Source organism: Celeribacter halophilus (assembly GCF_018860305.1).
In the GTDB taxonomy this organism is placed as follows: domain Bacteria; phylum Pseudomonadota; class Alphaproteobacteria; order Rhodobacterales; family Rhodobacteraceae; genus Celeribacter; species Celeribacter halophilus_A.
Genome location: NZ_JAHKPE010000031.1, coordinates 503462 through 517942, shown reverse-complemented (window position 1 = coordinate 517942; position 14481 = coordinate 503462). Strand labels below are relative to the sequence as shown.

General features: G+C 59.6%; 13 protein-coding genes. 2 read left to right on the top strand and 11 right to left on the bottom strand.

Annotated elements, in window-relative coordinates:
* Positions 1-16 precede the first annotated feature (16 nt).
* Positions 17-1042 (top strand): Ldh family oxidoreductase, encoded by a 1026-nt coding sequence (locus KO492_RS14390; protein ID WP_216045586.1) that lies wholly within the window; start codon positions 17-19, stop codon positions 1040-1042.
* A 90-nt stretch (positions 1043-1132) separates the two neighbouring features.
* Here KO492_RS14390 and KO492_RS14385 read toward each other — a convergent pair whose 3' ends face one another.
* From KO492_RS14385 to bcp, 11 genes are all read right to left on the bottom strand, one after another.
* The gene (locus tag KO492_RS14385) at positions 1133-1855 is read right to left on the bottom strand and encodes an amino acid ABC transporter ATP-binding protein (protein WP_216045585.1); all 723 of its coding nucleotides are present in this window, start codon (positions 1853-1855) and stop codon (positions 1133-1135) included.
* Positions 1848-2501 (bottom strand): amino acid ABC transporter permease, encoded by a 654-nt coding sequence (locus KO492_RS14380; protein ID WP_216045584.1) that lies wholly within the window; start codon positions 2499-2501, stop codon positions 1848-1850. The genes KO492_RS14385 and KO492_RS14380 overlap by 8 nt, the downstream gene beginning before the upstream one ends.
* A gap of 12 nt (positions 2502-2513) precedes the next feature.
* Positions 2514-3179, bottom strand: coding sequence for an amino acid ABC transporter permease (locus KO492_RS14375; RefSeq protein WP_066603915.1), 666 nt, complete (start codon positions 3177-3179; stop codon positions 2514-2516).
* A 73-nt stretch (positions 3180-3252) separates the two neighbouring features.
* Positions 3253-4065, bottom strand: a complete 813-nt coding sequence (locus tag KO492_RS14370) for an ABC transporter substrate-binding protein (RefSeq protein ID WP_216045583.1) — start codon at positions 4063-4065, stop codon at positions 3253-3255.
* Between the two features lie 374 nt (positions 4066-4439).
* Positions 4440-5165, bottom strand: coding sequence for an SURF1 family protein (locus KO492_RS14365; protein ID WP_216045582.1), 726 nt, complete (start codon positions 5163-5165; stop codon positions 4440-4442).
* Positions 5166-5230: 65 nt separating this feature from the next.
* Positions 5231-5629, bottom strand: a complete 399-nt coding sequence (gene cyoD, locus KO492_RS14360; protein WP_066603922.1) for a cytochrome o ubiquinol oxidase subunit IV — start codon at positions 5627-5629, stop codon at positions 5231-5233.
* Positions 5629-6234, bottom strand: coding sequence for a cytochrome o ubiquinol oxidase subunit III (gene cyoC, locus KO492_RS14355; RefSeq protein ID WP_216045581.1), 606 nt, complete (start codon positions 6232-6234; stop codon positions 5629-5631). Before cyoC ends, cyoD begins: the two co-directional genes overlap by 1 nt.
* Positions 6231-8228, bottom strand: coding sequence for a cytochrome o ubiquinol oxidase subunit I (cyoB, locus tag KO492_RS14350; RefSeq protein WP_216045580.1), 1998 nt, complete (start codon positions 8226-8228; stop codon positions 6231-6233). The genes cyoC and cyoB overlap by 4 nt, the downstream gene beginning before the upstream one ends.
* Positions 8221-9354, bottom strand: coding sequence for a ubiquinol oxidase subunit II (gene cyoA, locus KO492_RS14345; protein ID WP_303578321.1), 1134 nt, complete (start codon positions 9352-9354; stop codon positions 8221-8223). Before cyoA ends, cyoB begins: the two co-directional genes overlap by 8 nt.
* A 267-nt stretch (positions 9355-9621) precedes the next feature.
* The gene (locus tag KO492_RS14340) at positions 9622-10449 is read right to left on the bottom strand and encodes a ferritin-like domain-containing protein (protein WP_216045578.1); all 828 of its coding nucleotides are present in this window, start codon (positions 10447-10449) and stop codon (positions 9622-9624) included.
* On the bottom strand, positions 10446-10904 hold the full coding sequence (gene bcp, locus KO492_RS14335; protein WP_216045577.1) for a thioredoxin-dependent thiol peroxidase: 459 nt from the start codon (positions 10902-10904) through the stop codon (positions 10446-10448). Before bcp ends, KO492_RS14340 begins: the two co-directional genes overlap by 4 nt.
* Positions 10905-11154: 250 nt before the next feature.
* On the opposite strand from bcp, the gene KO492_RS14330 reads away from it, so the two are divergent.
* Positions 11155-14481: a DUF3971 domain-containing protein gene (locus tag KO492_RS14330; protein ID WP_216045576.1), complete on the top strand. Its 3327-nt coding sequence runs from the start codon at positions 11155-11157 to the stop codon at positions 14479-14481.

Sequence of the window (14481 nt, the reverse complement as noted above, 5' to 3'; positions counted from 1 at the left end):
AAAGAGGACTTCGCATATGGCAAAGCCCATTTCCGTCGAGACGCTGCACACTCGTGTCCGGTCAATTTTTGAAAAATGCGGAATGTCCGAGGCCAATGCCGAAGCGGTCGCGGCAGTGATCGTGGCCGGTGAGCGCGATGCCTGCAAGTCCCACGGGATTTACCGGATCGAAGGCTGTATGCGTGTGCTGGCGGCGGGCAAGGTCGAGCCGAAGGCCGTGCCGGAACTGGTGGATACGGGCAAGGCCGTGATCGAAGTGGATGCCAATGGCGGCTTTTCCAATCCGGCCTTTGATGCCGCCAAGGACGCCCTTGTGGCGCGGGCCAAAGAGACGGGGCTGGCGGCGCTGGTGATCCGTGATTGCCTGCATTTCTCGGCGCTCTGGCATGATGTGGAGGCGCTGGCCAAGGACGGGCTGGCCTCTTTGTCCATGTGTCCGAGCTATGCCTCTGTCGCCCCGACTGGCGGCAAGGAGCCGTTGCTGGGCACGAACCCTATCGCGTTTGGCTGGCCGCGCCCTGCCGAGCATCCTTATGTGTTCGACTTTGCCACATCGGTCGCGGCACGCGGCGAGATCGAATTGCACCGCCGTGCGGGAACCGAAATTCCCGACGGCTGGGCCGTGGATCAAGAGGGCAACCCGACCAACGATCCCGACGCCGCACTGGCGGGGGCGATGCTGCCCTTTGGCGGGCACAAGGGTTCGGCCATCTCGACCATGGTGGAACTGCTCGCAGGGGCCATGCTGGGCGAATTCATGAGCAAGGAATCGCTCGACTTCATGGGCGGAACACATTTGCTGCCGCGTCACGGGGCGCTTGTTCTGGCGCTTGATCCGGCGACCTTCTCGGCGCGCAGCGGGCGCGATCCTCTGGCCGAGGGCGAACGCCTTCTCACCGCCATCGGGGCGCAAGGGGCACGGCTTCCCTCGCAACGCCGGTTCAAGGCGCGCGACGTGTCTTTGCGGGAGGGGATTGTGTTGAGTGATGCGGAACTGGCGCAGCTTGATCTGTTTGAAACACAGGGGCTCGCCGCGCTCTGAGCGCGGCTTCATGCCTTTCGCGAAAGGTATCCAAACATGCAAAAGGCGCGGGGAATGTCCCGCGCCTTTTTCTGTTGTCGTTGATCCGCTTCAGCGCACACTGGCCAGAAAGCTTTGGGTTTCCGGGTGCTGCGGGTTTTCGAACAGCTCTGCGGGCGTGCCGATCTCTGCCATGATCCCTTTGTGGAAAAAGGCCACACGGTCCGAGACATCCCGCGCAAAGCTCATCTCGTGGGTGACGAGGATCATCGTCATCCCCTCTTCGGCCAGCATCTTGAGCGTTTCGAGCACCTCGCCCACAAGCTGCGGATCAAGGGCGGAGGTCACCTCGTCAAAGAGCATGTAATCGGGCGACATCGCCAGAGCGCGGGCGATGGCCATACGTTGCTGCTGACCGCCGGACAACCGTGTCGGATAGGTGCCCAGCTTGTCGCCAAGCCCGACGTGGTTGAGGTGCTTTTCCGCGATGGCTTCGGCTTCGGCCTTGCCCATGCCCAAAACCTTGCGCGGTGCCAGCGTGACATTCTCCATCACGGTGAGATGCGGGAAGGCGTTGAACTGTTGGAACACGATCCCGATTTTCTGGCGCAGCTTGTTGAGGTCGGTGGATTTGGCGTGAACTTCGGTGCCATCCACCAGAATCTTGCCGGAGTCGATCGGCTCCAATCCGTTGATACAGGTCAGAAGTGTCGATTTCCCTGACCCCGAGCCGCCGATGACGGTGACGACTTCGCCCTTTTCGACATTCAGGTCGATGCCTTTGAGAACCTCAAGCTGGCCAAAGGATTTACGGACATTTTGGATCTCAATCATTGGACCACCTTTTTTCGAGATATCCGCCGAAACGCGCAAGCGGGAAGCTGATGATAAAGTAGAACGCACCACAGATGAGCAGCAGGAACAGCGGTTCTTGCAGACGTGTGATGAGGATTTGTGTGGACTTCAGAAGCTCTGTGACCTGAACCACATAGACGAGTGCGGAGTCCTTCATGACGCCAAGCGCCAGACCGATCCACGAGGGCAGGGCCACCCGCGTTGCCAGAGGCATCACGATATAGCGCATGTCCTGACCCCATGACATGCCAAGCGAGCGGGCCGCGCGGCGTGTGACGGTCGGCACCGCGTCAATGCCGCCGCGCACGATTTCGGCACAATAGGCCGAGGTGTAGAGCGACAGAACCAGACAGGCGACGAAAAAGCCGGAAAGCTGAAGCTGGAGTACCATGCCGACAAAGGCATTGGCCAAAACCAGCTGGATCAGCAGCGGCACGGAGCGGAAGATGTCCAGAAAAAACGTGAGCGGTGCGGTGAGCACGGCCCCCAACTGGACACGGATCACGCCGAAGATGATGCCGAGGATCGTGCCGATCACGACCGAGATGGCTGTCACCACAATCGTGATGCCCGCGCCCTTGGCGAGAAACACCAGATCGTTGGCGGAGAGAGCAGTATCAAACATTTTGTGTCTCCCTCAATACCGGAACAGGCGTGCGGCGATCAGCCGTGCGCTCAGGGTGATGACTTTGGTGATGATGTAGAAGATCACACCGGCGATGGCGAAAAGCTCGAAGGTTCTGAAGGTCAGCGCATTCAAATCCTGCGTGACGCCGTAAAGGTCGGAATTCATGCCCACGGTGACGCCCAGAGAGGTCATGAGGATGGCCCACACCATTTGGTTGGTCATCGGCAGGAAGGAAATCCGCAACATTTGCGGCAGAACGATATAGCGGAAGGATTGCACCGGAGACATGCCCAGCGATTGCCCCGCACGCGCCTGCGTGTCCGGAATGGCCTTGAGCGCGCCGCGGAAATTCTCGGCGAGGTAGCCTGCGTTGTTGAAGGTGATGCCGATCAGAAGCGAGGTAAAGGGAGAGAAGTGGATGCCGAAACTCGCGACCCCGAAATGCGCCATGTAGATCTGGAACAGTGCGGGGGTATTTCGGGCGATCTCGATCCATGTGGTCGCGATGGCATTGAGGGGGCGGGACTTGGTCTGGCGAAACATCGTCAGGAGGATGGCGAATAGGATGCCCAAGAGCATCGATATAATCGCGACCTCCATCGTGATCACCGCACCGTCCAGCATCTTGGGAAGACGGGCCAAGGCCTGTTTCCATTGGAAGGTATAATCAAACATTTCTGTTGTGTGCCCTGCTGAAGAGAAGAAAACGGCGCGGGAAACCCGCGCCGCAATTTAGATCATCTCTGGCTCAGCGATATGCGCCCGGCACTGTGAGGGACGGCACTTCGCCACCAACCCATTTTTCATAGAGTTCGGCATAGCGGCCTGTGCGGATCTGCTGGTTCACGAAGAGGTCCAGATAGTTGAGGAACCCGTATTCGTCACGCTTGGCGAACAGACCGACATAGTCGATGTCGAACGGCGCGCTGCCGACCACTTCGATGCCGCCGAAATTGCCGGATTTCACATTGGCCTGTGCCACGGTGGAGGTGGACACGGTGGCGTCAAGCTGGCCTTGGGCCAGTGCGAGGAAGACATCGGCCTGTGTCTGGTAGGGACGGAACTCGGAGCCGTCGCCCCATTCGTTCACATATTCTTCCAGAGCAATCGCCTCGTAAGTCCCGGCAACGGCGCCGACAGTGTGGCCTTTCATCGTCTCAAAGGAGGTGATGTCTGTGCCTTCGGCAGCGGTCACAACCATTTCAAACGCGAAATAGGGGATGGAGAAACCCACGGTCTTGGCGCGTTCCAGCGTGTCGGAGGTGGAGGCAACACCAACGTCAACACGGTTGGACATCAGGGCCGGAATACGCTCGGGGAAGGGGGTCTCGACGATTTCGGCTTCAACGCCCAGTGCGGCGGCCAGATCGTTGCAGTAATCCACATCGAACCCGATCGGTTCGTTGTTTTCGTCACGCATCCCCATCGGCGGGAAGTCGAGAACAACCGCGCAGCGCAGCTTGCCCGAAGAGATAATGTCGTCCAGTTTGTCCGCTTGCGCAGCCGTGCCGGCAAAACCAGCGGCGGCAAGCAGAAGGGCCGTCAAAGTATATTTCTTCATAGTTATGTATCCTCGTCTGTTGGTTATTCACGGGTTATTTTGATTCCCTGCCCCCACCATAGTGGGAGTTTGCTCTTTTTAGCAATTATTTTCCTATAAGAAAAATATAGGCATGCAAGGAAAAATTTCAGGCGCGCAGAAAAGCAGCATGATGAGTGTGCCGCGCGCCTGTTCGAGATCGTGCAGGACTCACACTAGGGCCGTTAGCTCATATGGCAAGGGTGCGAGGCAAAACTGAAAGGCACGGAAGGCCCGACAGGCCACAGCCCCGCTGGCGGAGGAGGAGGGCGCATGGTGCGGGGGATTTGTTGTGTTGTGCGGGGGAGCCGTGATGTGCGGACCGTTGATGTCGGCCCGCAAACCGGCGGAGCGGCCTACTGGCGGTGCTTGATCTCTTGGCGCAGCACGAGCGCGTAGCCCGCCACCATCACCAAGGCCAGCGCAAACCATGTCAGCGCATAGCTCAGGTGGGAGTTGCGGAAGCTCACCACGGTCTTGCCGCCACGCGGCCAGCCGGTCGGGTCGATTGCATCCTGATCGATAAAATAGGGCGCGGCCTCAGCAAAGCCCTTGGCTCGGGTGATGGAGACAATGTCGCGGCGATACCAGTTGCCGTTCTTTGGATCGTTCTTGCGCGAGAACAGCCAGCCTTCGCTCTCCGACATGCGCAGAAGTCCGGTGACGGTGGTCTCGCCCGTGATGCGGGTGAAGTCTCCGGCCAAGGCCTGCTCTTGGGGAACAACGCCACGGTTCACCATGACAATCGTGCCGTCATCGCGCTTGAGCGGTGTGAGCACCCAGTAGCCGGGACCGAAATCCGAAGGCGTGTAGATCAGCACCTCGTCGTCGTTGAGAAATTCTCCCGTGAGGCGCACGCGGGTGTATTCGTCTTTTTCGCTGGTGATGCCGGACCAGAGCGCGGTGGAGGGGGCCGCGACAGGGTCGGCATGGATGCGCGTGTCCACCCGTTCGATCAGGTCGAGTTTCCAGTGCAGGCGCTTGACCTGCCAGATGCCGAGGCTGGTAAAGCCTACAACGCCGATCACGGCGATCAGTGTGGCAAGGATCAGTTTGACGGAGAGGAAACGGGCAGAGGGCATGTTGCGGTCCTTCATGGCAAACCGGGGCCACATGGGCCCCGGCTGTTCTTGTGGTGGAAGCGGCTTCAGCCCTGTTGGGACTGGAGGCTTCTCATCTGTTCGAGCTGCTGCTCCATGTCATGCATGGGCATCATGTTCTCGTTCATGTTGTGCATGACCCAAAGCGAACCGGCCAGAACGATGACAAGGATGATCACCGCCAGAATGGCCGCCATAAAGGTGCTGCCACCTTCGGACTTGGTGTTCAGGTGCAGGAAGAACACCAGATGCACGATGATCTGAACCGCGCCCAGCCCCATGATGATGGCGACCAGTGTTTGGCGGCTCATCTCCACTTCGGCCATGACAAGGTAGAAGGGGATGAGGGTCAGGAGCGCGGCAAGCGCGAAGCCGACCATCAGTTGACCCATGGTGCCGTGACCGCCGGAGTGGCTGTCGTGGGAGTTATGCGTATCAGCTGACATCAGACCAACCTCACCAGATAGACAAAGGAAAACACTCCGATCCAGATCAGATCGAGGAAGTGCCAGAACATCGACAGCGCACCGAGGCGACGCATGTTCGCGCCGGTCAGCCCGTGGATCTTGATTTGCGACAGGAGCGTCACAAGCCAGATGATCCCGCCCGTCACGTGCAGCCCGTGGGTGCCCACGAGCGCAAAGAAGGACGACAGGAAGGCCGAACGGTCCGGCCCTGCGCCGATGTGTATGAGGTGATGGAACTCATAGATTTCCATCGCGATAAAGCCCGCACCGAGGATGCCGGTGATCACGAGCCACATCATTGTGCCGTCGCGTTTGCCCTTGTCGGCCTGGAGCATGGCGAGGCCGAAGGTGATCGAGGAGAACAGCAGCAAAGCCGTCTCAATGGCGACGAACCCAGGCTCGAACAGATCCTTCGGCCCCGGCCCGCCCGCGAACCCGCCGCCAAGGACGGCATAGGTCGCGAAAAGCGCACCGAAGATGATGCAGTCGCTCATCAGGTAAATCCAGAACCCGATGGGCGTGGGGCTTTCGTGATGCACCTCGTGTTGGGCGATGCTCACGCTTGCGGTTTGGGAGTGGCTCATACGGCGGCTCCTTTCGCCTCGGTTGCCGCGACCTCATCCACAGGGATGTAGTAGTCGCGTTTGTAGTTGAAGGTATGGGCAATCCCGAGACCGATCATGCCGATGAAGGTGATGATCGCCAGCCACCAGATATACCAGACCATGGCAAAGCCGAAGCCCAGAGACAGCGCCGAGATCAACACGCCAGTGGCAGTGCCCTTCGGCATGTGGATCGGTTTGAAGTTGTCCTTGGGCCATGTGAACCCCTGTTGCTTCATCGTCCAGAAGGCTTCGCGGCCAGAGACCTGAAGATCGAACGGGAAGTTGTAGGGGGCCGGCGGAGATTGCGTGGCCCATTCGAGCGTGCGCGCATCCCACGGGTCGTTGCCGACACGGTTCTCGTTGCGATCACGGATCGAGACGTAGAAGTTCATGAAGGTGCACAGAATGCCCATCAGGATCAACAACGCGCCGAAGCCTGCGACGATGAAATAGGGCTGCCAGCCGGCATCCGGATAGGAGTTCATCCGGCGAGTGACACCCATGAGACCCAGCGCATAGAGCGGCATGAAGGCAACGTAGAAGCCCGTCAGCCAGAACCAGAAGCTGCGTTTGCCCCATTTGTCGGACATTTTGAAACCGAAGGCTTTCGGCCACCAGTAGCTCACCGCCGCATAGACGGCGAAGACCACGCCGCCGATGATCACGTTATGGAAGTGCGCGATCAGGAAGAGCGTGTTGTGCAACTGGAAGTCCACAGGCGGCACAGCCAGAAGCACACCGGTCATGCCCCCGATGGTGAAGGTGACAAGGAAGCCGATGGTCCAGAGCATCGGAACTTCGAGACGCACACGGCCTTTATACATGGTGAACAGCCAGTTGAAGATCTTCACCCCTGTAGGAATGGAGATGATCATCGTCGTGATCCCGAAGAAGGTGTTCACGCTGGCACCCGAGCCCATGGTAAAGAAGTGGTGCAGCCAGACGACGAAGGACAGGACCATGATACAGGCGGTGGCCCAGACCATCGTTTTATATCCGAAGATCGGCTTGCCGGAGAAGGTCGAGACGATCTCCGAGAAAATCCCGAAGCAGGGGATGATCAGGATGTAGACTTCAGGGTGACCCCAGATCCAGATCAGGTTGATATACATCATCGCGTTCCCACCAAAGTCATTGGTGAAGAAGTGGAAGTCTGCATAACGGTCCAGTGTCAGAAGCGCGAGAGTTGCGGTCAGCACGGGGAAGGCGACAACGATCAGGACGTTGGTGATCAGCGCGGTCCATGTGAAGATCGGCATCTCCATGAGCTTCATGCCCGGAGCGCGCATCTTGAGCACCGTGGCGATCAGGTTGATGCCCGACAGCGTGGTGCCGACCCCTGCGATCTGCAAGGCCCAGAGGTAGTAATCCATCCCCGGTCCGGTCGAATAACTCGACCCTGACAAGGGCGGGAAGGCCAGCCAGCCAACGCGGGCAAATTCCCCGACGAAAAGCGAGATATTGACCAGCAACGCCCCGGATACGGTCATCCAGAAGGAGAAGTTGTTCAGGAAGGGGAAGGCCACGTCGCGTGCGCCGATCTGCATCGGCATGACGTAGTTCATCACGCCGGTGACGAAAGGCATGGCCACAAAGAAGATCATGATCACACCGTGGGCGGTGAAGACCTGATCATAGTGGTGCGGCGGAAGCCAGCCTTCGGCCCCACCTGCGGCCATGGCCTGTTGGGCGCGCATCATAAGCGCATCGGCAAAGCCGCGCACCAGCATGACAAAGCCGAGCACCATATACATGATGCCGATTTTCTTGTGGTCGACCGACACAACCCAGTCGCGCCACAAGGGCCCCCAGAGTTTGAAGTAGGTCATCAGGATCAGAACCGCGAGCCCGCCCAAGGCGACACCCGCGAATGTCGCGACCAGAATGGGTTCGTGATAGGGAATCCAGTCGAGCGTCAGACGCCCGAAGATCGGCGAGAAAGTCTCCGCCGGTTGAACATGTGCGTTAGCCATTGTTTTTCTTCTCCGCGAAGACGAAATCCGGGCTACAGATTGCGTCAGGGTCATTCCAGAAGGCTTCGTGGAAGGCCTTCACTTCAACATCGGGAAGTTCGATCAAGTTGCCGAAACCGTCGATGGTGCGGGCGCGGTCATAGCTGTAGGCGCTTGCATTCGGGATGCCCGCGATGCCGCCGCCGCCCAGTTCGTCCTGCATCATCATGTGACCCATGCAGACCTTGCCGTCTTCGACACACAGTTCGACGATGCGCCGGAACAGAGCGTCTTCAACAGAGCCGTAGTATCTCACCGGCTCGTCAATGGTCGGCTTTTCAAGTTCCAGATAGCTGGTCCGGTCAAGTGTCGCGCCCTTGGCTTTCGCTTCTGCAATCCATGCGTTGAAATCCTCGTCGGACATCGACAGCGTGTCGAAGGTCATATGCGAGAACCCCGGACCGGAATAATGTGCCGAACGGCCCGGGAAGGTGCCGGTCTCGTCCGCGATCAGGTGGAGTTTCGTCTCCATGCCCGCCATCGAATAGACCATGCCGCCGAGCGCGGGGATCGACAGCGTGTTCATCACGGTCGAAGAGGTCAGGGAGAAATTCACCGGACGGCCTTCGGGGATCGCGAGCTCGTTGACCGAGGCCACGCCGAATTCGGGATAGATGAACAGCCATTTCCAATCCAGCGACACCGCCTGAACTTCGACCTGAGCGCCGGCTTCGAGGTGATCGAGCGGTGCGTAGGGGTCGAGCCGGTGGGTATAGACATAGGTGAAATACCCGAGCGCGATGATGATCAGGATCGGGACGCCCCAGACGACGACTTCGATCTTGTTGGAATGTTCGAAGGTCGGATCGTAATCCGACGTATCGTCCCGGTCGGCGCGGTATTTCAGCGGGAAATACACGGCCATAATCAACACCGGAATGATGACGATGAGCATAAGAAGAGTCGAGATGATCAACAGGTTACGTTGTTGATCCCCGACCCAGCCCTGCGGTGAAAGTACATGGTACTGACACCCGGACAGCGCAAATGCGCTGGCAAGTGCCAGCAGGAGGGTCCTGAGTCTAAGCAATGTGCGTGCCTTTATTTTTTCCGGTCGTGCCGACGCCTCTTTTGAGGTCGCCGACACGCCGACCACGAGTTTGTGAGGTGGGGCTACGCCTGTCCGCGCCGAGTCTCACCGCGACGCATTGACGCACTGCAGCAATTTCTTAAGATTTTTGTCAGCGCTCACAGTGATTTGATCGAAAACTATGCAACTGCGCGCGGTGCTGTGCATAAATAATAGCCCCCTCGAAAACCTGTGGGCGAGGGGGCTATCTCAATGCGGCGGAGAAAAATAAGTGGGCGGAAGTCTTCTTAGGGAATCGCCCCGTATCCCGCCCCTGAGCGGGCCTTAGCTCCACGCAGGCGGCAGCTCATCCGCAAGCGGCCAGTAGAAATCCGGCGGCATACCGGCCTCGGCGCGTTTTTCCTCGTTGAAGGGTGGTTTGGTGCCACCGGGAAAGTAACGCCGCACAAGGGCGTGAAACTCGTCCTTCGGATCAATGCCGTCGCGCCCGCAGAGGAAATTGAACCATTTCGCGCCATAGGCCACATGGCCGACCTCTTCGGCGTAGATCACTTCAAGCGCGCTTACCGTCTCGGGGTCTTTGGCGTTCTGGAAAATCCGGATCATGCCCGGCGTCACATCAAGCCCGCGCGCCTCCAGCACCATCGGCACAACCGCCAGCCGTCCCATGATGTCCTCCGCCGTGTCTTCGGCCGCGCGCCACATGCCCGCGTGCGCCGGTAGATCACCGTAGAAAGAGCCGAGGGCTTCGAGCCGGTCACAGACCAGATTGAAATGCTTGCTTTCCTCGTCTGCCGATTTGACCCAGTCGTCGTAGAATCCCAGCGGCATGTCGATATGTGTAAAGCGGGCGACCAGATCCCAGTGTAAATCCACCGCATTAAGTTCGATATGTGCAATTGCGTGCAGGATCGCCTTGCGTCCTTCAGGGGAACCGGGCTTGCGACGCGGCACATCGCGCGGGCTCAAAAGCTCCGGTTGTGCGGGCCGTGCTGGCTGCATCGGCGGGGTGGCTGTGCCAATCGCAATCGGTGTGCCCGCATCACGGCTCTCGCGCCACATGGCGGCGTATTTATGCGACAGCGCGGTTTTTTCGCGTCCGTCCGCCGTGCGCAACACCCCATCGGCCATTTCTGCAAGCGTCAGGCTCATGACGTTGCGGCCTCAAGCACCTCTGCGGCATGTCCCGCAACTTTCACCTTGGGCCAGACTTTTGCGACCTTGCCCTCTTCATCAATGAGATAGGTGCTGCGGACGATGCCCCAGAATGTCTTGCCATACATTTTTTTCTCGGCCCAAACCCCGTAGGCCTCGCAAACACCGCCGTTTTCATCAGACAACAGCGGGATGGACAGATCGTGTTTGGCGCAGAAATTCTCGTGTTTCTTCACGGAATCTTTGGAAATCCCGAAGACAGTGATGCCAGCGGCCTCGAATTGCGGTTTCAATGCGGTGAAATCCAGCGCCTCGGTGGTGCAGCCGGGGGTGTTATCCTTCGGGTAGAAATACAGGACCACTTTCCGACCGCGTAGATCGGAAAGGGTGACATCGGACCCACCATCGCGGGGCAGGGTGAAATCGGGGGCGGGGGTGCCAAGCTCAAGCATGTGTGTTTCCCTCATCTGCTCATGAAGCGTTTCGCGAAAGACCAGAAACCGGATTTTCGGGAAACGCTGTCTAACCTATGGACGCCTTAATCATTTCGCAATCACCTTGTGGTCAAGTTCCGGTGCGACAGGCTTTTATCCGCTGCTCGCGCAGTTTACGCGTTGCAGAGGCTTTCGGTTTCGTTTTAGGCCGCTTTACGACAAGATGAAACCGATCCGACCCGAGATCGTGACGAACAGAGCAGCCGAGATGACGGAGCCCCGTGCCCAAGACAATGCGAAAGAGGATGTGCCGCCGCAGGAGGCGGACATGCCCCCCGCACGCAAACGCCGCCCGACGCATCATGTGATCGGCTTCTGGACGCTTGGCTTCATCGTGGTGCTGACGGTGTTCACGGGGCTAGCGGTGCTGGCCTTCACGGGGCGCGAGATCACCTTTCCCGACGCGCTCACCGATCGGATCGAGGGCAAGCTGAATAGCGACCTGAACGGGCCGCAGGTCTCCATCGGCCAGATCGTCGCCATCGTGGATCGCCATTTCGTGCCCCGCGTCACCGCGCGCAATGTCGTGCTGATCGACGCCACGGGCGCCGAGATCGCCAGCCTGAACGAATTGCGGGCGGTCCTGTCGAAAGAGGCGCTCAAGGCCCGCCGCCTTCGCCCCGACACGCTGCGGCTGTCCGGCGCGCAAATCACTGTGCGGCGCAGCAAGGACGGGTCTTTCGCGCTCGATTTCGGCGGTGCGCAACGGGTCTTTGGCTCGGGCGCGGAGGTGCTCGAAGCGATCGATCTCGCGTTTTCCAACGATCCTCTCTCCGACATCTCGCGGGTCGAGGCGCGGGAGGTGACGGTTTCTCTGGAGGACGCGCGTTCCGACCGGATATGGCAGGCGACGGATGCCGCGATCACCTTGCTCAATACCGACGAGAACATTGACATTACACTGAACTTCGAGCTGTTCAACGGCACCGAAGACCTCGCGGAAATCGAGTTGGGCTTTGCCTCGCAAAAGGGGTCTCTGGCCTCGACGATTGCCCTGAATATGGAGCGCGCTCCGGCGCAGGATTTCGCTCTGCAAAGCCCGACCCTGTCCTTTCTGTCCGTGGTCGATGCGCCGGTCTCTGCCGCGATGCGGGCGGAGTTCGGTACGGATGGCGAGTTGACCGAATATACCGGCTCGCTGGCCTTCGATCCCGGTCAGATCGTGGCTGGCGCAGGGGCGGAACCTCTCGCCTTTGAGGGTGGCAAAGGCTATTTCGACTATGATCCCGCGAAAAAGCGCATCAATTTTCCGGAGTTGCGGCTGGAGACAGATGTGCTTGAGGTCACGGGCAGCGGACAGGTTCTGCTGGGCGATTTCGACGGGTCGTGGCCGCAGAGTTTCACCGGCCAATGGAAGGTGACGGATTTGCGCATTGCGCCGGAGGGCGTGTTCGACGCGCCTTTGGTCTTCGATCAGGCGGCAGTCGATGCCAAGCTGCGGCTCAATCCCTTCACGCTGGAGGTCGGCCAGTTCGATCTGGCGCAAGGGGATTTGTGGTTGCGCGGAAAGGGCCGTGCGGAGGCCGGTCCCGAGGGCTGGACCGCCGCACTTGATCTTTCTGTCGATGAAATGACCATTTCGGAGATTCTGGCGCTCTGGCCTCCGGCTGTGATTGCGAAAACCCGCACATGGATGGCGGAGAATATCCATGAGGCGACCTATCACGATCTTAATGTGGCGCTGCGCTTTGCACCGGGACTGGCGCGACCAGTTCTGGCGATGGATTGGGCCTTTGACGGTCTCGATATGCGCTACATGAAGGCCCTGCCGGAACTTGAGGGCGGCCACGGCTATGGCGCGATTTTCGGCTCGGCCATGACCGTGACGGTCGAGGGCGGGCAGATCGAGGCTCCGTCCGGCGGTGTGATTGATGTGGCGGGCACGGTGCTGCGTATTCCCGACATCTATGTGAAACCCGCGCGTCTTGAGGTGGGGCTGAAAACCCGCTCCTCGGTGGAGGCGGGGCTGGCGATGGTGGCGGGTCCGCCGTTCAATGCGCTGCGCGAGTCCACCTTTGGCGCGGATGTGGCCGAGGGGCAGGCAGAGCTGCGCGGTCAGATCGGTTTCCCGCTGATCCCCAAGGTGATGTTCGAGGATGTGAATTTCCTGCTGAACGGCAGGTTAAGCAACGTCCGCTCCGATCAGCTTATGGCCGGACAGGTCTTGAGCGCGGATCAACTGACGCTGACGATGGATCCGTCTGGCCTGTCGATTGCAGGGGCTGCGCGGGTGGGCACGGCGCAGATGTCCGGCCAGTGGCGCAAGAATTTCGGCCCCGAACACAAGGGCAAATCCGACATCACCGGACAGGCGCGGATCAATCAGGCGCTGTTTGATGCGTTCAACATCACTCTGCCCAAAGGCATGGTGTCGGGGGAGACGGATGCCGCGCTGACTGTGGCGCTGCGTAAAGGGCAGGCCCCCGCCTTTGAAATGAGTTCCGATCTTTCGGGGCTACGCCTGTCGTTTGCGCCTGTGGGATATGGCAAACCGGCGGGGACGCGGGGCAGTCTGACGCTCAAAGGCACGGCGGGGCCACGACCGGAGATCACGGAATTTACGCTTTCGGGTGCGGGGCTAACGGCCACGGGCGGGCGTGTGACCATGACGCCCGCGGGGCAGTTCGACCGGTTGAGCTTCGGACGTGTCCGGTTGAACAACTGGTTCGACGGGCCTTTGGCGGTCATAGGGCAGGGTGTGGGCAATCCTGTGAAGGTGGAGATCGGCGGTGGAACGCTTGATCTGTCGCGCGCGCGTTTTGGCAGTGCGGGCTCCGGTCAGGGGGCAGGGTCTGTGCCGATCGAGGCACAACTGGACCGGCTGGTTATTTCCGAGGGGTTGAGCCTCGACGGGTTTTCCGCAAAGCTGGCCACGCGTTCCGAAGGCGTGACCGGTTCGTTTCGCGGGCGGCTCAACGGCACAGCCGAGATGACCGGCACGCTGCGTCCCGGCGTCTATGGGCCGACGATCACCGCCAGTTCGCAGGATGCGGGGGCGGTGGTGACTGCCACGGGGGTTTTGGAACGCGCCTCCGGCGGGGTGCTCAACCTTAGCCTGACCGCCTTGCCCGAGGAGGACAGTTTTGACGGGCGCGTGACCATCGAGGATATCCGCGTGCAATCCGCGCCTTCTCTGGCGGAGCTTCTGTCGGCAATTTCTGTGGTCGGGATGATCGAACAGATGACCGGCGGGGGTGGTCTTTTGTTCACCCATGCCCAGAGCGACTTTGTCCTCAAACCCGGACGTCTGACGGTCAAGGCCGGCTCTGCCGAAGGCCCGTCTCTTGGCATCACCATGGAAGGACTCTATGACAGCGCCGCAGGGACTTTGGATATGCAGGGCGTGGTCTCCCCGATCTATTTCGTCAATGCTCTGGGGCAGGTTGTGGCGCGCAAGGGCGAGGGGCTTTTCGGCTTCACCTATACGCTCAAAGGCGATGCCAAAGATCCGTCCGTGGGTGTAAACCCGCTCTCTCTTTTCACGCCGGGCGCGTTGCGGGATATCTTCCGCAAGAAACCCGCAGGCGATCAATAA